This is a genomic window from Roseburia sp. AF22-2LB (assembly GCF_003461125.1).
Taxonomy (GTDB): Bacteria; Bacillota; Clostridia; order Lachnospirales; family Lachnospiraceae; genus Roseburia_C; species Roseburia_C amylophila.
Genome location: NZ_QTWM01000007.1, coordinates 56,648 through 75,936, shown reverse-complemented (window position 1 = coordinate 75,936; position 19,289 = coordinate 56,648). Strand labels below are relative to the sequence as shown.

Sequence of the window (19,289 nt, the reverse complement as noted above, 5' to 3'; positions counted from 1 at the left end):
ACAATGGGTCTTTTTGATAAATTTATGGATGTTATGCGTTTGAACTCAGATGATGACGATGATGATTTCTATGATGACGATTATTATGATGATGAGGAAGAAGAAAAGCCAAAGAAAAAGCTTTTCCATAAGCATGAGGAAGAGGATGACGATTTCGATGAGCCTGTTGTAAAGGAGAAACCAAAGGCAGTCAGCAAGATTACTCCAATGCGCAGCAGCCGGAAGCAGAATGGTAATATGGCAGTCTGTGTGATTAAGCCAACCTCTTTTGAGGATGCAAGAGAGATTACGGAGACTCTTCTTATGAACCGTACCGTTGTATTGAATGTAGAGGGTCTGGATGTTGAGATTGCCCAGAGAATTATTGACTTTACCTCTGGTTCCTGTTATGCAATCAATGGGAATTTGCAGAAGATATCCAATTATATCTTTATTATTACACCGGAATCTGTTGATATTTCAGGTGACTTCCAGGAGATTTTAGACAGCTTCTCCGGTTCATCCATTCAGACAGATTTTCGTTAATAGTATTACAATCAAAATATATGATGTGATATAGCTATGATGCAGGATGAACAATTAATAAAAAAACGCTTCCTGGACTTGTTCCAGCAGGCACAACGCAAGGGGATTGTCTGTTTCAGCGATTTTCTTACCCTGAATGAACAGAATATCTTAAATAGCTGCGCCGGATCATTGGGAATTACCTATGAATTATCGGGCGGCTGTTTTTATGCAGAGCGTCAGATAGCAGCTTTTCTTCCTGATGCTCTTTATTATGAATGGAGTTATCCAATTAAATGTATTGAAATCGCACCGGCTTATCCGAAATTTGCAGATACAATTTCCCACCGTGATGTATTGGGAGCATTGATGAATCTTGGCATTGCAAGAGAGAAGCTGGGAGACATTCTGATAAAGGATAATAATGCTTACCTTTTTGTAAAAAGGGAAATTGCCGATTACATAGCCGAGGAACTTCAACAGGTATGTCATACTATAGTACATTGTGTTTTAGAAGAACCATCAGCTATGGCAGTGGAGCCAGAATTAAAAGAATTCGAAAAAATTGTGGCATCGAATCGCTTAGATAGTGTGATAGCTGCCATGAGTGGAAAATCAAGAAGCCAGTCGGTTGTGCTGATACAATCCGGTAAAATTTTTATCAATGGTGCAGAGTGTTTACATAACACATACTTATGTAAACAAAAAGATGTGATTTCCATCCGGGGCACCGGAAAATTCATTTTTGATGGGGAAATTGGCACCACAAAGAAAAGTAAGATGAAAATCCGTTTCCGGCAGTATGTTTGATTAATGATGAAAATCCACTTCCGGCAGTATGTTTCATAAAAAAGACGAAAGGCGATAGATTTATGAATAAGAAAATCATGTATATAATTACTATATTGAGTACAGCAGTATTGCTTTTTCTCGACCAGATAGCAAAATATTTAGCCGTGCTTCATCTCAAAGGACAGGCTGCAATTCCAATTATTAAGAACGTTTTTGAATTGCAGTATCTTGAAAATCAGGGGGCAGCCTTTGGTATTATGCAGGGAAAGAAAACTTTTTTTGTGATTGGGACATTGATTTTCCTTGTAATAGTGATAATTCTTTATCATAATATTCCACTGACGAAAAGATTTACACCAATCCGCATTGTTGCTGTACTGATTGTTGCCGGTGCTATTGGAAATATGATTGACCGTGTTGTACACCAGTATGTCATTGATTTCTTTTATTTTAAGCTAATTAATTTCCCAATTTTTAATGTTGCAGATATTTATGTGGTAGTAGCATGTATTCTCTTTATTCTGCTGATGCTGTTTTATTATAAGGAAGAGGAATTAGGTCAGATTTTCCCATTTATGAAGAACAAAAAAGCGGAAGAGTAGGGGGAAATTTCTTTTATGCATAAGGAAACTTTTGAAGTTACAGATGAATATGAAGAGGAACGTCTGGATAAGTTTCTGGCTGCTATCTACCCGGAACAGTCCAGAAGTTTCTTTCAGAAGCTGATAAAAGACGGGCTGGTATTGGTCAATGATGTGCCACAATCAAAAGCAAATTATCGGATGCATATAGAAGATATGGTTTCTGTGACCATACCAGATGCGGTAAAGACAACCATTTTACCAGAAGCTATTCCATTAGACATCTTGTATGAAGATGATGATGTAATTATCGTTAATAAACCCAAAGATATGGTTGTACATCCATGTCCCGGACATTACAGCGGAACGCTTGTAAATGCAATCATGTACCATTGCAGGGAAAATCTTTCCGGAATCAATGGTGAAATCCGGCCAGGCATCGTTCATCGAATTGATAAGGATACCACCGGTTCACTGATTATATGCAAAAATGACCAGAGCCATCGTCTGATTGCAGAACAGATTAAAGTGCATTCCGTTAACCGGCTGTATCGTGGCATTGTAAAAGGCATTGTAAAAGAAGATTCCGGCACCATTGAAGGCGCAATCGGACGTCATCCAAAAGACCGTAAGAAAATGGCAATTAATGAACGAAATGGGAAAACCGCAATTACCCATTACCGTGTTATAGAGCGTCTAAAAGATGCAACTTATATGGAATTCAAACTGGAAACGGGACGTACCCATCAGATTCGTGTTCACATGGCAAGTATTGGTCATCCCTTACTGGGCGATACCGTATATGGCAGTCTGAAGAATCCATATCATCTGCAAGGACAGACCCTTCATGCTTATATCATTGGATTTGTGCATCCGGCAACCGGAGAATATGTTGAGTTTAAAGCACCGATTCCGGAATATTTTGAAGATCTTTTAAATAAATTGAGGAAGAATTAATTCAGGATTCTTCTTCAATTTTTTATGCTTTCTCCGGTATTATTTTCGGTAATATTTAGTGTTTGGCTGTTTTCAATTTTAAAAAATTCTATTTATTTTCAGAAAAAACTAGGAATAGTGCACTAAATATGTTATAATTCATTTATCAAGTTATATATTTTGCATAAAGAGGTGATTACTATGGGAAATAATGTTGTTATAACCATCGGACGTGAATTTGGAAGTGGCGGAAGAGAAATTGGCAAGAAAGTTGCAGATCGTCTCGGCATAAAGTTTTATGATAAAGAGCTTTTACAGGAAGCTGCAAAAGAAAGCGGTTTCTGCCGTGAAATTTTTGAAAATCAGGACGAAAAGCCAACGAACAGTTTCTTATATTCTTTAGTTATGGATACATATTCCATAAATGGCTATTCATCCGCACCGTTTTTAGATATGCCGTTAAATCACAAAGTATTTTTAGCACAGTTTGAAACCATTAAGAAAATTGCTGAAAAAGAATCCTGTGTCATTGTTGGTCGCTGCGCCGACTATGCACTGGCAGAAAATCCAAACTGCATCAATGTATTTATTCATGCTGACAAGGAATTCCGGACAAAACGTGTAGCTGCGGAATTGCAGGTAAATGAATCCAAAGCAAAGGATGCAATTCAGAAAAAGGACAAACAGCGTGCCAGCTACTACAATTACTATACCAGCAAGAAATGGGGCGACTCAAGAAGCTATCATCTGACCTTAGACAGCAGCGCTCTTGGCATTGATAAATGTGTAGAAATGATTTTACAGTATCGTGCATTATATCTTATGAAATAAAAACCAAAAAGCGCATGAACTTTTAAAGTATTTCAAAAGAAACTTTAGAGTTCATGCACTTTTTATTTTTCATTCATATTTTTCCCTCATTTGCTATAAAGCAGAACTGCCAAAGGGGGATAAAAAGCTCTGAAACAACCATAAGGGAATGCCTGCATAGGTTGTTATATGAACTAATTTTGGTTCTTTCATCGATAACAAAATCATTCAAAAATATGCATTTTAAAATTTAAAGAACCACATTTACTTCACAAATTTATGAAGTAAATGTGGTTCTTTTCTTTTGATATTCATTTAAAGCTTTTTTATGAAGAAAAAGTGGTTCATAAATATTTGTGATTTACAGTATGTGTAAAATATAGTAAAATTTATTTAATACGAATGTAGAAAAAAGGCATTAACAATTACGCCCTAGGAAAGTGAGATTGTTAATGCGCTTATTAAGTGTACCTATTTTTTCTTAATATAGCACATCAGCTAATTTTATGCAATTCTTTTTTCTCCATTCTTGCAGAAGGGAGTTCCCAATATTAAATGAAGTATTTATATAATACACCCATAAATATGCCAAGAGGGACGCATTATGGCAGTGACTATTGGATTACATTTAGTCGGAAGATACAAAGAAAAGTGCATTTATATAGTATGTTAGAATATGCAAACTTTCTTTCTTTAGAAATGAATTCAAATGTAGAATATTTTTGCGAGCAGCCATTGAAAATCAGTGATTCAAATACAAATAACACTCAAACGGTATTTGATTTTTGGGTATATTTTACCGATAGTTCTACTGAATTTCAAGAAGTCAAATATTCAACTGATTTAGTGGGTTCGTCAAAATCATCTATACGTTCAAAAAAACAAATAGAATTTCAAAAAGAATGGTGTCACAAACATGGCTATATGTATAAGGTGGTAACAGAAAAAGAATTATATAAAAGTGAATATTATATTACTAATCTAAGTATTTTACATTCTTTTCTTTTGCGTCAAAATATATCAATTTCACCTGAATCGAAAACTAAATTATACGATTTTCTTTCAAATGGAGTACAAACTATTTCTACAATAACAGAATTAGGAATATTAGAAAGAGGTCAAGAATTAGTTATTTTGTCATATCTTTTTTATAAAGGAAAAATTGAAATAGATATTTTACACAGACCTTTAGATAAAAGAACGGAGATTAGGTTATGCGAGAACGCAAATACAATATTTTAGAATTAAAAAAGTATCGAGAAAATTGGACAGATGTTCATATTGAACTATTAAATAATTCACAAAAAGAGATTTATATAAAACGTAAACAGGCTGTTGATATGTATATTGACGATTTTCCATTAATCAAAATTATGGAATTAACAAAAATTCCACGGCAAAAAATTTCTCAACTAGTTGGAAAATGTGTAAAAATCAATCAAAAAACAGGAAAACAATACGGTTATACTGGCTTAATACCATATAAACGTTTAAAAAGCGATTCCATTAAAAGAACTAATGTAAAAGGGCGCGGTTCATTCTCAAAATTACTTTTAGAGCATCCTTTACTATACGAATTTATTTTTAATTCATATTTTAATGATACCAAGAAAAGTTTTGAAAAAAATATTACGATAGGAAATTTGTATAATAAATTTCTTGATAAGTGTCGTGAAATAGGAATTCAAGATTATGAATATCCATTTAACACGTTTGATAAAGCTCGTAGATCTTTTTATGATTATATAAACAAATTAGAAATATCTTTTTCGGATAATTTAATATTACGTTCAGATAAAAATGTTCAGCAAAAGTACTTCTCAACAGGAATAGGAAGAAGTATGCGTCCAACGCCTTTGGTGCCTTTTTCTGTAGTACAACTTGATGGACACAAAATAGATATGCTGTATTCCGTTGAAGTTATTAATAAACACGGAGAATTAATTAGAATGCCCGCCATGAGGATGTGGTTAATTGCTGTTATCGATGTTTCTACTCGGTGCATTCTCGGATATAGTCTTACAAGTAATGAAAATTATAATCAAATAGATGTTTTGCGGGCAATTAGAAATTCTATTATACCAAAAACGCCGATTGAATTTTCTCTTGCAGGATTGAAATACCCTGAAAACTATGGCTTTCCATCGTTGGCAATTCCGGCAACAGAGTGGGCTATGCCAAATACAATTATGTTAGATAATGCAAAGTCACATTTGGCAGATAATATCATTGAAAAGTTATGCTCACAATTATTTTGCTCTTTAAATTTTGGATCGGTAGCAACGCCAGAAACAAGAGGTATTGTTGAACGCATGTTTAAAACTTTAGAAGAAAATGGATATCATCGTCTAGTGTCTACAACAGGAAGTAATATAAATGATGTACGTAGAATTAATGCAGAAAAAGATTCTGTTAAGTACCAAATTACTTTTAATGATATAGCGCAATTAACAGAATATTTTATTGCTATATATAATAATAGTCCACATTCTTCATTAGACAATCAAACACCTCTTGAATGTATGCAACGCCGCATTATGGAAGCTGGAATGCAACCTTATATTGCAGATGCAACAATGAAAAGAAAAATATATGAACTTACAAATATTACTGAGATAAAGACTATACGTGGCAGCATTAAAAATGGCAAAAGACCCTACATAACCTATAAAGGGACTGAATATCGTAATGATATACTATCACAATCCATGGGACTTATTGGTCAAAAACTCATCATTGATATAAATCCTGATGATATAAGCACTATAAAAGGTTTTTTTGAAGATGGTACAGAACTTGGCTTATTAACTGCCGTAGGAGAGTGGGGAATGCGAAGACATTCTTTAAAAACACGGGAAGAGGCTATAAAATTAGCTAATTATAATAAGCAGAAAAATAATCCGTTTTATGCTCCTTTAACGGAACTGGAAAATGAGTTAAATGAACGAGCAATAAATGAACGCAGGGCAAGAACAAAGGCTGCTCGCATACGTCAGGAACAGGGTAAAGAACTTACGGCAAATAATACTACTTCCAAAGAAATCACTTCAAAAGGGAAAGAAATGCATACACAAAATGCATATTCCACAATATCTGATGAAGAAGCTATTAGACGAAAACGTGAAAATTATACACCAGAAGAAATGGAAGCAATAATAAATGCGGGCTCTTTGGAAGAAGCATACAGGCAAGGATTGATATAATAATTGTGTGAAAAATGGGAGAATAAGCAATGATAATTTCACAAGATACATTAGATAATTATTTTGTTTCAAACGAATTTAATATTACAACACCAGCTATAATGGAACTTCAAGGTCAAGTATTACGCTGGGTATCTGATGGGGTTCCGGGTGCAATTATATATGGTCGTCCTAGAATCGGAAAAACTCGTGCAATTCTTTACATTGCCAATGTTTTAAGAGCTAAATATGGACGTGAATTGCCTATATATGTATTAAATGCAACAGAACATGTACCAAAAGATAAATTTTTCTACTCAGAGCTACTAAAAGTTGTTGGACATCCAGAATTTGATAAAGGGACTGTAAGCATGCTTAAAGAACGTTTATTAAATTCATTATTTGCAAGTGCCTGTAATACAAAGTATCGTAAAATAATTCTTTTTATAGATGAAGCATATAATTTTAGCGAGAAAGATTTTAAATGGCTTATGGATGTCTATAATAATTTGAATCTTAAAAATATTCATCTCTATATTTTTTTAGTTGGTTCTGAAGAATTGATTGCCAGAAAACAGGCACTTATCATGGCCAAGCAGCATCAGATTGTAGGACGATTTATGGTAGAGGAATGCCGGTTTCATGGAATTCAATCAGCAAAAGAAATGTCAATTTGTTTGGCTAATTATGATCAACCATTAGATATAGCCGGTGAACAGATTTCTTTAACTAAAGAATTCTTCCCTGATGCATTTCTTGATGGAAAACGTTTATTTTCATGTGCAAATATATTAATGGATGAATACTTAAAAGTAATGAAAAAAATAGGCATTCCACCTGCATCGGAAATTCCTATGATGTATTTCGTTAATACAATTAAGTATTGTTTAAATAATTATGGAATTACAGGTGAAAAAGCATATTTTCCTACAGAAAAAATGTGGGAAAATTCTATAAATAATTCAGGATATGTAGCTGCAGAAAGGGTCTATTTTAATGTTCCAATTGGATAATCGAAAGCCAGAGTATACTTGGAAAAGCGAATGGAATATACCATATGAATCAATTTGGGGACGTATAGAAAAATTTCGTTCAGTGAATGCGTTATTACCTGTGCAACTAGATAAGATAATAAAAATAGGAGGATATAGTTTTTATACATTATTTTCAACAGATTTGTTAATTTATCGTAATCAAAACTATTTTGTGCCTCAAATGTCAGATGTTCTTAAAATAGATGTAGATATTTTTAAGAATTTTACTTATATAAATGGTATTTTCGATACCAGAATACGATATTGCCCCAAATGTATAAGGAACGGTTATCATTCATTTCTTCATCAATTAACATTTTTTGATAAATGCTTTTTACATGGAAATACTAAACTTTTATATCGATGTGAATGTCAAAATACATATATTTTGAAAAGAAAAACTATAACTAAAACTAGCGCTTTTCAATGCGAAACTTGCAGCAAAAAAATATTAATGACTCCTTCATCGGCAGATGGTATCTTAAACGCATGGGGAAGCAGTAGTAGCAGAGAAATTAAAAAGCATGTTCAAAAAACGAATATATATCAGTGTATTCATATACTGGATGTTTCGTATATTGGCCATAGGACATCAGATAATAATGCGCATGATTGTATTAAATTTAATGATACCCAAAAACAGGTATTACAGAATATTTTGCTTTCCGGACAAGCCAACTGTAAACCACGTTTTTTGATTAAAAAGAATAATTCAAACAATAAAATTAACATGTCAAAATTACTTCACCAATATATTTTGTCTAAATATACTCGTGATATCATATTAAAGCATTGTTGGCATATTTCAAATAGATATTATCGTTATGAACTTACTGGTTATAATATTGAGCTTTTAACGGTTTTGTATTTATTAAGAGAACTTCAATGTAAAAATAATGTTGATGAATTACCTTATTATAAACTGGGAAATTTTTTGATTAATATTAATGAAATATTTTTTGAGGACCGTTTTAGTGCCCCTATAATTGATTTCATACGTAAAACTTATATTTATATAGATATATCAATGGATGAGTATAATGAATTATATAATATTATTTTGAAGGAGTTTATTATAGCGCGTTTCAATCATATATATAGTTGCTTTACAAATAATTTTCCGGAAAAGGGTCCCAACACAAGTTCATCTTTTATTACATATCATAATTGGGAATATCCAGTTTATGTTGTAGCCAAAACTAAGTCTGGGGATATAATTTTATATTAAATTGTGAAGTAAATGTGGTTCATTGGACATGAATGAACCACATTTACTTCACAAAATAAAAAATACATTAACAGCAATGAACCAAAAAAATCAAGGTTTCTTCAATGAATGAACCTGTTTTAGTTCATTTGACATAGGTCAAAGGCATTTATGCGTGCGTCGGCGCTGACCGGCTTAAAATGGCAGCAATTATTCGTAAAAGCTGTGTTTTGCGAATAGATAACTCACACCCTATATATACCATATTAACGCACAAAGCAGATTTTACATCAAGTCTTTTGAATCTAATATAATTGTAAATGGACCGTCATTCAGCAAAGTTATCTTCATATCTGCTCCAAAGGAACCAGTTTGTACGTCCGGAACTTCGTCACGACATTTTCCAATGATATATTCATATAATTCGTTAGCTTTTTCTGGATTACCTGCATTTACAAAGGACGGTCGATTTCCCTTACGACAATCTGCATATAATGTAAATTGTGAAACTAACAAGAGGGATCCATTTACATCCTTTAGACTTAAATTTGTCTTGCCATTCTCATCTGCAAAAATCCTTAATCCCAATAGCTTTTTAACTAATTTATCTGCAATTTCTTCATTATCATCCTCAGCAATTCCGATTAATACCAGGTAGCCATTCTGAATGGAACCAATAATTTTCTGTTCAACTTCAACTTTGGCATGTGTAACACGCTGTATTACGAATTTCATTCTTCTAAAATTCCTTTCATTACATATTCTTATCCTATTATATATGTAAAGACATAGATTTTCCAGTAGTTTTCATGTATAATGTATTCGTAAAACACAAAACTTGGAGGCTATTCATGAAACTTCAAAAATTATATAGTTATACCAGAAAGGCAATTGATGATTTTCAGATGATTAAAGAAAATGATTCTATTGCGGTTGGTATTTCCGGAGGAAAAGACAGTCTTACGCTGCTATATGCCCTGGCTGGTCTACGCAGATTTTATCCGGTGTACTACTCACTTACTGCCATAACAGTTGATTTGGGATATCCGGATTTTGATTTAACAGAAATCAAAGCATTGTGTCAGAAGCTGGATGTGCCATATCATATTATTCCAACACAGATTGGGGCAATTATAAAAGAGCAGAACAAAAAGAATAGCCCCTGCTCCCTTTGCGCCAAGCTTCGAAAAGGAGCATTAAATCAGGCTATCATAGAACTTGGGTGCAATAAGGTTGCTTATGCTCATCATAAAGATGATATCATAGAAACTATGTTACTTTCTCTTATGTTCGAGGGAAGATTTTATACATTTCCTCCTGTTACACATCTCGACCGTAGCAATCTCGATGTTATCCGGCCACTGATGTATGTTCCGGAAGTCGATGTTATTGGTTTTAAAAATCATTACAATCTTCCTGTTGTTAAAAATCCATGTACATTTGATGGAAAAACAAAGCGTCAGTATGCCAAGGATTTATTACAACAGCTTAATAAAGATCATCCTGGTGTAAAGAACCGTTTATTTACAGCAATTTTAAATGGGAATATTCCAGACTGGAGGCAATTATCCAATGAATGAAAAGGCATATTATGAATCAGTAAATACAAAAAATGAATTAAAGTTACGTGAACTTCAGAAGGAGCTGCCCCCCTTCTGCCGAGAGTTTTTTATCGGAATGAAAGCGTCTGTTTCGTCCCGGACCCTATTGGCTTATGCATATGATTTAGGTATATTTTTTGATTTTATACATCAGAATAATCCCATTTGTGCGAAAAAGCCGGTAAATGAATTCACCATCGATTTGTTAGACCAGATTTCGCCTATGGATATTGAGGAATATCTTGATTATTTAAGGGTTTATGAAAAAGATGGTGTTGCGCATACCAATGATGAAAGAGGCATTTCACGTAAACTGGCAAGCTTACGAAGCTTTTATAATTACTATTTCTGTAAAGAAATGATAACAAAAAATCCTGCACAGCTTGTCCGGATGCCAAAAAAACACGAAAAAACCATAACGAGACTTGATGTAGATGAAGTTGCTATGCTGTTAGATGAAGTTGAATCTGGTGAAAAATTAACCGAACGCCAGCAAAAGTTTCATGAACAGACCAAATGTCGTGACCTTGCTATTATGACTTTACTTTTAGGAACTGGAATTCGTGTTTCCGAATGTGTGGGACTTGATATCACAGATGTAGACTTTCGTAACAACGGAATCAAAGTGCATCGAAAAGGTGGCGCTGAAGTTGTTGTATACTTTGGTGATGAGGTTCGCACAGCCCTTTTAAATTATCTGGAAGAAAGAAATACCATTGAAGCTGTGGAAGGAAGCACCAATGCCCTCTTCCTTTCCCTGCAGAAGAAACGAATCGGTGTCCGGGCAGTAGAAAATCTGGTAAAAAAATACTCAAAATTAATTACTACCATGAAGAATATTACACCGCATAAATTAAGAAGTACCTATGGAACGTCACTATATCGCGAAACAGGCGATATTTACCTGGTGGCTGATGTCTTAGGCCATAAAGATGTAAATACCACGAAAAAGCATTATGCGGCCTTAGAGGATGAACGTCGAAGAACTGCTCCAAAATATATTCATTTGCGGGATGAATAAAAATAAGCATTCTTATCATTATATTATAATTAATATTTTATAAGAAAAACAGTTTCCCTTCCAGTATTATAAAAGTAAAAATATATTTATAATCACCAGAAGGGAAACTGTTTTAATATAAGATAATAAAAGGAATCTTATAAAATACTTGATATCTTATCCTGAATCCGCTGTTTTACTAATTCGGCAATTTCTTTGGATTTCATATCTTTATACTCTTCGTAATAAATCGGCTCCAAATAATGAACCTGTGTAGTAATTGGCCACAGATAAAAACTGTTAAAGACTTTGTAGGAATCAATCAGCGCAATTGGTACAATTGGTACATGTGCTTTTATTGCAGATTTAAAACTACCCGCTTTGAAATCACAGACACGATTACGGTTATTGAATTCGTAACCACCTTCCGGAAAAAGAATGTATTTCTTTCCGTTCTTTACATCTTCTGAAACTTCGGTAATAATTTTCAAAGCCTGACGGACATTATCTTTTATTAAACGCTTACCCTGAAGTAAGTCAACAAATTCACTTACCAGAATGGTATGGGATTTTGCTTCGTCCATAACAAGGGAACATGGTTCCTTATGAGTGCTTATGATACCAAGAGCATCATATTTACCCTGATGATTCGGATACATAACATATCCACCTTCTTTTGGAAGATTTTCTTCGCCATAGGCTACAGTCTTGATTTTACCGGAACGCTTCATTAAATAAATGACATGACGAACCAGTTTATATCGTTCCTCTTCCGAATATTTTTCCGGATGATCTGCCCACTTTCTCATTTTCGGTATAATATATGGGGCTCGAAAAAGATTCATTATAATAACATATATAAAACGTAACATTTTCTAACTCCTTGATATTTTAATCTTGTACTATGCGTAAAATAATACATAGCTATTATACCACATTCCGAAAATTCGACAACTATTCTTTCTTTTCTGATAAATTTTATTTTAAATTTCTTAGCATATTATGCTGCAATCACTTTAAGGACTGCTTCTGCCAGCTTCTGATGTCCCTCTTCATTTAAATGTTCTCTATCAGCACTGCTTGGTGCTGCAATATCAGATGCAGCAAGAAAATCACAGTTGTATTTTAGGGCAATTCTTTGATAAACGGATTTTAATTTTTTAGATACTTCAACAGATTTTTGATTAAATTCAGGATCAAACTCCGGCTCCCAAACTCCTTCTCCCAATTGGATTGGAGAAATTAACAAAACACGGGTATCTGAATCAATTTTCCGAATCTGTTTTAATAATTGTTCTATTCCAAGTCCGATTACTTCTGCTGATGCATTATATAAGCTTTTGCAGTCATTCGTTCCTAACATAAGAACAACCCGGTCAATTGGAGCGTGGCTTTCTAACAGTGTCGGAAGTAAGGCAGCCCCCTTCCGTCCCTCTCTTAGCTCATCTTCAAAGACGGTGGTTCTACCGCATAAACCTTCTTCTATAATACGATAACCTTTTTCATATAAATGTTGTTCTAAAAGACCTGTCCATCTGGTATCACGTCCATATCTCTCTTTTGTGCCAGGAATTAAACCGTAAGTATTTGAATCACCAAAGCATAATATTTCTTTCATAGTAAACCTCCATTTGTCTAAAATAATGTAATTTGATATATGTAGTTGAAAATAATACTTTTTCTAATTTCCTACTATATTAATATGGTTACTATGAAAAGTCAATATAAAATTAAAAATAATATTTAAAATAACATTAAAACAAAATCTCTTCTTGTATATCTTATTTATCCAGAAAGGTATCTAATTTATCTAAAAGCGGTCTGTGTTCTGTCATATCTGAAATCCTATTTAAATTCACTGGAAGAATAAGAAACAGTAAGGTACTCTCCCGCATGGATGGTATCACTGGTTAACTGGTTCATCTCTTTTACTTCTTCGATATAGGATGCATAATCGGCATCATCATCTGCATATTGCTCTGCAATCGTCCAGAGAGTATCCCCTTTCTGTACTTCAATACTGGTATAATATTTATAGGTATTTACCTCATTGGAAGCTTTGCTCTGTGAAGAAGCAAGCAGGTTGCTTCCTAAAATAACACCAAGGATGGTTAAAAACACTGCCAGAAAAGAAATAATAAGATATCTTTGAATCTGGCACACATATGCTCTGTTTCTTCTTCCGTTTGCACGAATTGCCATCGTACGATTCGATGTATACTGAGTTCCATCCATATATCTGCGCCTGTTGTCCATTCTATTTCCCCTTCCGTAGTATTCTTTATATTCGTTGTATCCATATACTCTATTATCACGATTCATTGTTATGTCTCCTTTCGAACGTCTGTTGCGAACATTTGTTTATATATGCATTATATATAGGGAACATTCGTTTGTCAAGAAGAAAAGCGAACAAATTTTCGGAATATGTGTTTGCTTTTTCAGCGAACATATGTTAGACTTAGAATATAAAAAGGAGGTAATGAGATGGCATACGGAAAAATCAGTTCAAAACAAAAGGAAATTCTTGAATATATTAAACAGGAAATTTTAAATAAAGGATACCCACCTGCTGTTCGTGAAATTTGTGAAGCAGTTAATCTGAAATCAACTTCTTCGGTTCATTCTCATCTGGAAACTCTTGAGAAGAATGGATATATCAGACGTGACCCTACGAAGCCAAGAGCAATTGAGATCATTGATGACAGCTTTAATTTAACCAGACGTGAGGTTGTTAATGTTCCTATGGTAGGAAGTGTTGCTGCAGGGCAGCCGATTCTTGCAGTAGAAAATATTACCAGCTATTTTCCTATTCCAGCAGAGTTTATGCCAAATGCAGAAAGCTTTATGCTTCGTGTTAAGGGAGAAAGTATGATTAATGCAGGTATTTTTGACGGGGATAATGTTCTTGTAAAGCGTCAGTCTACTGCATCTAATGGTGATATTGTGGTTGCTCTTGTGGATGATTCTGCAACGGTTAAGACCTTTTATAAGGAGGATGGTTATTATCGTCTGCAGCCAGAAAATGATTCCATGGATCCAATTATTGTGAAAGAATGTTCTATTCTCGGAAAGGTATTCGGCGTATTCCGTTTCCTGGCTTAGTAATAATTTCAGGCTTATTAAGTAAGTATATTTTAGAAAGAAGGCGCTACCATACAGACTGTGTTTGTACGATAGTGCCTTCCTGATATGCACATCTTATTATATAACTTTTTATATATACCTTTTCATAATATACTTCTTAACTATATATTTCTTAAAGTTCTTCCGGGTCAATATCTTTTCCATCTCTCCAGATGCGCTCTAAATCGTAGAAGAGACGATCTTCTTTTGAGAAGATATGAACGATAATATCACTGTAGTCCATCAGAATCCAGCTGGAACGCTGATTTCCTTCAATCTGTTTTGCATGATAACCGGCTTTATATAACTGTTCATCTACGTTGTCCTGCATAGCCTGTAACTGGTTGGCATTACTTCCACTGGCAATAATAAAATAATCTGCGATAACAGATATTTCACTGATATCAATAATACGAATATCTTCTGCCTTCTTTTCCGATAATGCCTGATATGCAAGCTTCGCCATTTCTTTCGATTGTTTATTCATGAGAACCTCCTGTATAGTAATGATATGTTTCAATTGTCATTGGATCGATATTTTTATCATTTTTACTGCCATTGAGATAATGAATGGTATCACTTAAAATCATTTTCAGTGCTTCATCTAAATCTTCAAAGGCTGTTTTTCTGATTTCCTTTAGGTTTGCTGCTTTATCCCGTTTTGGTTCAATATAATCTGCGATAAATACGATTTTATCCAGAGTATTCATTGCCGGTGCCCCGGTGGTATGAACAGAAATTGCATGAAGAATCTCTTCGTCCTCTACCTCATATAATACTCTGGCAAGAAATGCGCCGACTTTAGCATGAAGTAAAAATGGATTATCTTTTTCCACCTGTGTAATCGGAATGTTATTCTTTGCACATATTTTTAACTTTTTTTCATTTGGAATACACTTGGCACAATCGTGGAGCAGACCTGCAAGCTGAGCCTTTTCCATATCATAATCATTTGCCATGGCAAGACAGGCCGAGGTATACATAACCCCTAAAGTATGCTCATAACGGTCTTTATCCAGTTCTTTTTTTAATGCTTTTTTTATCTTATTAAATCTTTCGTTCATTGGTGTCTGGCCTTCATCCTCCTGATATAAACACTGGTGGGCAATATATTCTTCCACTTCCGGTGTGACAAGGTAACGTATCGGTTCCCCTTTTGCCACACGTTCCCGGATATTATGAGAAGAAACGGAAACATTTGGTGTGATAATCGGCCTTATATCCGCCTCATAGAGCCGCTTTAACTCCGCAGCCTTATTCTTTATCCGGTTCATATCCAAATCGTCTCTGATGGCAACTAAGAGCGTTGCAAGACGGCAAATTTCTGCCGGTTCCATCCATTTATCCAGATAATCAAGGGAATCTGCTCCCATAATGAAATAGAGTTCCCAGTCCGGATAGGTCCGATGAAGCTCCTGCAGCGTCAGATACGTATAACTGGTACGGGCTGCATTAATCTCCATGGCCGAAAAATAAAAATCCGGATTATTTTTAATCGACAGGCGAATCATTTCCAGCCGGTGGGCAGACTGTTCAATCTCTTTATCATCCTTATGAGGCGAATGTCCCGTTGGAATAAAAAGAATCTGGTCTAAATGATATTGTGTTACCGCATTCTGTGCAATAATCAGATGCCCGATATGAATCGGATCAAAGGTTCCGCCAATAATTCCAATACGCACTTTTTTCAATCTTCTACCACCCTTCCAAGGTATAAAAGCTTTCGTTTATAACAATTCAATCTTTGGATGTTTCTTTGATTTACGGTAAAGAACGATTTTTTTACCAGTTACCGCAACCACCTGTGCATGCGTACGCTCTGCAATTATTTCGCCTAATTCGCGAGGATCATCTGCACAGTTTTTTAATACAGAAATCTTGATTAATTCCCGTTTTTCAATAGCATCATCTATTGCAGAAATAATTTCCGGTGTAAGAGATGCCTTTCCAATCTGGAAAATTGGATTTATCGTACTTGCCATTCCTCTTAAATGGGAACGCTGCTTACTCGTTAATTCCATAATGATTTACTCCTTATAATAATCGAATTCAAGTCCATACATACGGACTGTATCACCTTCCTGAATACCCTTTGCCTCTAATTCCTTTAAGATACCCTGTTCTTTTAAGAATTTCTGGAAGAAAAGGAATCCTTTCTCAGAATCAATATTGGTGTAACCCAGCATTTTATCAATCTTAGGACCTTCTACAACATAAGCACCATCTTCCTGATCAATCTCAATGGTATAAGGTTCACCCTCTAATGCTCTCGAATCCGGGAAGAATTCCTGTTCATAGATAACCGGTGTATCGTCCATTTCATCTAAAAGACTCTTCACATAAAACATTAACTCACGTACACCCTGACGGCTGACCGCAGAAATTGGAAACACTTTAATGCCGGATGGTTCAAAGGTTTCTTTTAATTTCTCAATTATTTCATTATTGCCTTCATAAATAGCATCAATTTTATTGGCTGCAATAACCTGAGGTTTCTTTAACAATTCAGGGTTAAAGGATTCCAGCTCCTGATTGATGGCATGAATATCTGCAATCGGATCTCTGCCTTCTGTTCCGGCAGCATCCACGACATGAATGATAACCTTGGTTCGCTCTATATGCTTCAAGAATTCATGTCCAAGGCCAATTCCTTCGGATGCCCCTTCAATCAGCCCCGGAATATCAGCCATGACAAATCCGGCACCTTCGCCTAAATCAACGACACCAAGAATCGGATTTAAAGTTGTAAAATGATAATTTGCAATCTTTGGTGTTGCATTGGTGGAACTGGATAATAAAGTTGATTTTCCCACATTTGGGAAGCCGACTAAACCAACGTCAGCAATTACTTTAAGTTCCAGTCGAACTTCAAGTTCCAATGCTTCCTGCCCCGGCTGTGCATATTTCGGTGCCTGCATGGAAGAGGTCGCAAAATGCTGATTGCCAAGTCCACCCTTTCCACCGGTTAAAATAATCTGTCTTTTATTCTCACCGGACATATCTGCAATTACCTTATCGGTAGCTGCATCACGGATAATGGTTCCGGCAGGAACATGGATGACAAGGTCTTCACCCTTTTTTCCGTGGCAGTTTCGTTTTTTTCCTTCTTCTCCGTTTTCTGCAGCCCATTTGTGTTTATGACGGAAATCATTTAATGTATTCATGCTGTCATCTACTTCAAAGATGATATCGCCACCTTTTCCACCATCGCCACCGTCCGGACCGCCATCCGGAACATATTTTTCACGGCGGAAGCTCACATGACCGTTGCCGCCTTTTCCTGATTTTATAATAATTTTTGCACTATCGGCAAACATAATTTTCTACCTCATTATTGATTGTGATTAAATATCAGTTACTGTAATCAAATGATACTTTAATTGTTTCTAAATTACTTCAAGTTAAAATATAGTTTCCTATAAGTGAAAATAGACCCGGCGCTTTCGTGTCGGGTCTATCATGCATCTTATTCGTTTGTTGCTACTGGATAAACAGAAGCCTGTTTCTTATCTCTGCCTTTTCTTTCAAATCTAAGAACACCGTCTGTTAATGCGAATAAAGTATCATCTCCGCCGATACCAACGTTAACGCCTGGATGAATCTTTGTTCCACGCTGTCTGTATAAAATGTTACCAGCCTTAACGAACTGTCCGTCTGCTCTTTTTGCACCTAATCTCTTGGATTCAGAATCTCTACCGTTCTTAGTAGAACCAACTCCCTTTTTATGAGCAAAAAACTGAAGGTTCATATTCAACATGTTCTACACCTCCTTGAAGTTTAAAATGATGTAATCATTTCCATAATTGTTTTGTATTCCCTGTAAGCCTAAAACCATTGTGTCCAAAAGTAACTTTGCATCATGTCCTGCCGGCTGCTCAAAAGATACGGAAATCAATCCGGTCTCTTCGTCCTGATTGGTCTTGAACTGTTCTTTTGTGAACATTCCAAGGGCATTGATTGTATTAATCACAAGAACCGAAATTCCTGCACATACAATATCCTCTCCGGCATCTGCATATTCAGCATGTCCGACACAGGAAAAAGCAAGATACTCTTGTTTCTGGTTTCGAAAAATCGTTATCTTTGTCATAACAATTTCCTATCGATTACGCATTAATTTTTTCGATTTTCACCTGTGTGAACGCCTGTCTATGACCGTTCTTCTTGTGATAGCCGGTTTTTCTCTTATACTTGTAAACGATAACTTTCTTAGCTCTGCCTTCTTTTACTACAGAAGCTTCTACAGTTGCGTTAGCTGCGTCTGCACCAACTTTTAATCCGTTGTCAGATACTGCTAAAACCTGATCGAAAGTTACTTTCTCACCAGCCTCAACACCAAGCTTTTCAATGGTAATGATATCGCCTTCAGATACTTTGTACTGTTTACCACCTGTTGCTATAATTGCGTACATATGGCACCTCCTATTATCATTACTCGCCAGTTGTGGTGCTATCCTTACGATAGACTTATACCTCACTGTGCGGCATACTGTTGTATCATAGCACACGAATTACG

General features: G+C 35.2%; 23 protein-coding genes and 1 pseudogene. 12 read left to right on the top strand and 12 right to left on the bottom strand.

The features are described 5' to 3' along the window. Positions 1 to 3: 3 nt before the first annotated feature. The 9 genes from DWX96_RS10675 to DWX96_RS10635 all read left to right on the top strand — a co-directional run bounded on the left by DWX96_RS10675 (position 4) and on the right by DWX96_RS10635 (position 9,067). A complete protein-coding gene (locus tag DWX96_RS10675) occupies positions 4 to 525 on the top strand; it encodes a cell division protein SepF (RefSeq protein ID WP_117699220.1) in 522 nt (173 codons plus the stop codon). A 36-nt stretch (positions 526 to 561) separates the two neighbouring features. Next, positions 562 to 1,314 (top strand): YlmH family RNA-binding protein, encoded by a 753-nt coding sequence (locus DWX96_RS10670; protein WP_118057457.1) that lies wholly within the window; start codon positions 562 to 564, stop codon positions 1,312 to 1,314. A 62-nt stretch (positions 1,315 to 1,376) separates the two neighbouring features. Continuing rightward, a complete protein-coding gene (gene lspA / locus DWX96_RS10665; RefSeq protein ID WP_118057458.1) occupies positions 1,377 to 1,898 on the top strand; it encodes a signal peptidase II in 522 nt (173 codons plus the stop codon). Between the two features lie 15 nt (positions 1,899 to 1,913). Then, positions 1,914 to 2,834, top strand: coding sequence for an RluA family pseudouridine synthase (locus tag DWX96_RS10660; RefSeq protein ID WP_118057459.1), 921 nt, complete (start codon positions 1,914 to 1,916; stop codon positions 2,832 to 2,834). A 180-nt stretch (positions 2,835 to 3,014) separates the two neighbouring features. Further along, positions 3,015 to 3,644: a cytidylate kinase-like family protein gene (locus DWX96_RS10655; RefSeq protein WP_022243824.1), complete on the top strand. Its 630-nt coding sequence runs from the start codon at positions 3,015 to 3,017 to the stop codon at positions 3,642 to 3,644. Positions 3,645 to 4,178: 534 nt separating this feature from the next. Continuing rightward, positions 4,179 to 4,865, top strand: a complete 687-nt coding sequence (locus tag DWX96_RS10650; RefSeq protein WP_118057460.1) for a TnsA endonuclease N-terminal domain-containing protein — start codon at positions 4,179 to 4,181, stop codon at positions 4,863 to 4,865. Beyond that, positions 4,838 to 6,826, top strand: coding sequence for a DDE-type integrase/transposase/recombinase (locus DWX96_RS10645; protein ID WP_118057461.1), 1,989 nt, complete (start codon positions 4,838 to 4,840; stop codon positions 6,824 to 6,826). The genes DWX96_RS10650 and DWX96_RS10645 overlap by 28 nt, the downstream gene beginning before the upstream one ends. Before the next feature lie 29 nt (positions 6,827 to 6,855). After that, positions 6,856 to 7,818: an ATP-binding protein gene (locus DWX96_RS10640; protein WP_118057462.1), complete on the top strand. Its 963-nt coding sequence runs from the start codon at positions 6,856 to 6,858 to the stop codon at positions 7,816 to 7,818. Continuing rightward, positions 7,802 to 9,067, top strand: coding sequence for a hypothetical protein (locus DWX96_RS10635; protein WP_118057463.1), 1,266 nt, complete (start codon positions 7,802 to 7,804; stop codon positions 9,065 to 9,067). Before DWX96_RS10640 ends, DWX96_RS10635 begins: the two co-directional genes overlap by 17 nt. A gap of 264 nt (positions 9,068 to 9,331) precedes the next feature. On the opposite strand, the gene dtd is transcribed toward DWX96_RS10635, so the two are convergent. After that, entirely contained in the window at positions 9,332 to 9,781 is a 450-nt protein-coding gene (gene dtd / locus DWX96_RS10630) for a D-aminoacyl-tRNA deacylase (RefSeq protein ID WP_117699216.1), read from the bottom strand. Between the two features lie 116 nt (positions 9,782 to 9,897). Here dtd and DWX96_RS10625 point away from each other — a divergent pair, with 116 nt between their 5' ends. Next, complete coding sequence (locus DWX96_RS10625) at positions 9,898 to 10,626, top strand: tRNA lysidine(34) synthetase (protein ID WP_118057464.1); 729 nt, start codon at positions 9,898 to 9,900, stop codon at positions 10,624 to 10,626. Then, positions 10,619 to 11,668, top strand: a complete 1,050-nt coding sequence (locus tag DWX96_RS10620) for a tyrosine-type recombinase/integrase (protein ID WP_118057465.1) — start codon at positions 10,619 to 10,621, stop codon at positions 11,666 to 11,668. Before DWX96_RS10625 ends, DWX96_RS10620 begins: the two co-directional genes overlap by 8 nt. Positions 11,669 to 11,805: 137 nt before the next feature. Here the strand turns inward: DWX96_RS10620 and DWX96_RS10615 are convergent, their stop codons facing one another. From DWX96_RS10615 to yneA, 3 genes are all read right to left on the bottom strand, one after another. Then, the gene (locus tag DWX96_RS10615) at positions 11,806 to 12,519 is read right to left on the bottom strand and encodes a lysophospholipid acyltransferase family protein (RefSeq protein WP_118057466.1); all 714 of its coding nucleotides are present in this window, start codon (positions 12,517 to 12,519) and stop codon (positions 11,806 to 11,808) included. A gap of 128 nt (positions 12,520 to 12,647) precedes the next feature. Continuing rightward, positions 12,648 to 13,265: an SGNH/GDSL hydrolase family protein gene (locus DWX96_RS10610; RefSeq protein ID WP_118057467.1), complete on the bottom strand. Its 618-nt coding sequence runs from the start codon at positions 13,263 to 13,265 to the stop codon at positions 12,648 to 12,650. A gap of 227 nt (positions 13,266 to 13,492) precedes the next feature. Next, positions 13,493 to 13,969, bottom strand: coding sequence for a cell division suppressor protein YneA (yneA, locus tag DWX96_RS10605; protein ID WP_118057468.1), 477 nt, complete (start codon positions 13,967 to 13,969; stop codon positions 13,493 to 13,495). Between the two features lie 165 nt (positions 13,970 to 14,134). Between yneA and lexA the strand changes: the two genes are divergently transcribed. Beyond that, positions 14,135 to 14,752: a transcriptional repressor LexA gene (lexA, locus tag DWX96_RS10600; protein ID WP_022243831.1), complete on the top strand. Its 618-nt coding sequence runs from the start codon at positions 14,135 to 14,137 to the stop codon at positions 14,750 to 14,752. Positions 14,753 to 14,906: 154 nt separating this feature from the next. Here the strand turns inward: lexA and rsfS are convergent, their stop codons facing one another. From rsfS to rplU, 8 genes and pseudogenes are all read right to left on the bottom strand, one after another. Continuing rightward, positions 14,907 to 15,260, bottom strand: coding sequence for a ribosome silencing factor (gene rsfS, locus DWX96_RS10595; RefSeq protein WP_118057469.1), 354 nt, complete (start codon positions 15,258 to 15,260; stop codon positions 14,907 to 14,909). Next, positions 15,253 to 15,837: a bis(5'-nucleosyl)-tetraphosphatase (symmetrical) YqeK gene (gene yqeK / locus DWX96_RS14895; RefSeq protein WP_242988782.1), complete on the bottom strand. Its 585-nt coding sequence runs from the start codon at positions 15,835 to 15,837 to the stop codon at positions 15,253 to 15,255. Before yqeK ends, rsfS begins: the two co-directional genes overlap by 8 nt. Positions 15,838 to 15,867: 30 nt before the next feature. Beyond that, positions 15,868 to 16,455: pseudogene (gene nadD / locus DWX96_RS14890) on the bottom strand (nicotinate-nucleotide adenylyltransferase); the annotation flags it as partial. A gap of 45 nt (positions 16,456 to 16,500) precedes the next feature. Then, positions 16,501 to 16,794 carry a ribosome assembly RNA-binding protein YhbY gene (gene yhbY / locus DWX96_RS10585; RefSeq protein ID WP_117946962.1) on the bottom strand — a complete coding sequence of 98 codons (294 nt, stop codon included), beginning with the start codon at positions 16,792 to 16,794 and terminating at the stop codon, positions 16,501 to 16,503. Positions 16,795 to 16,800: 6 nt separating this feature from the next. Beyond that, complete coding sequence (gene obgE, locus DWX96_RS10580) at positions 16,801 to 18,090, bottom strand: GTPase ObgE (RefSeq protein WP_118057471.1); 1,290 nt, start codon at positions 18,088 to 18,090, stop codon at positions 16,801 to 16,803. 149 nt (positions 18,091 to 18,239) lie between these two features. Continuing rightward, positions 18,240 to 18,530, bottom strand: a complete 291-nt coding sequence (rpmA, locus tag DWX96_RS10575) for a 50S ribosomal protein L27 (protein ID WP_022243836.1) — start codon at positions 18,528 to 18,530, stop codon at positions 18,240 to 18,242. 3 nt (positions 18,531 to 18,533) lie between these two features. Continuing rightward, entirely contained in the window at positions 18,534 to 18,863 is a 330-nt protein-coding gene (locus tag DWX96_RS10570; RefSeq protein ID WP_022243837.1) for a ribosomal-processing cysteine protease Prp, read from the bottom strand. Between the two features lie 16 nt (positions 18,864 to 18,879). Further along, positions 18,880 to 19,185, bottom strand: a complete 306-nt coding sequence (rplU, locus tag DWX96_RS10565) for a 50S ribosomal protein L21 (protein WP_022243838.1) — start codon at positions 19,183 to 19,185, stop codon at positions 18,880 to 18,882. Positions 19,186 to 19,289 lie beyond the last annotated feature (104 nt).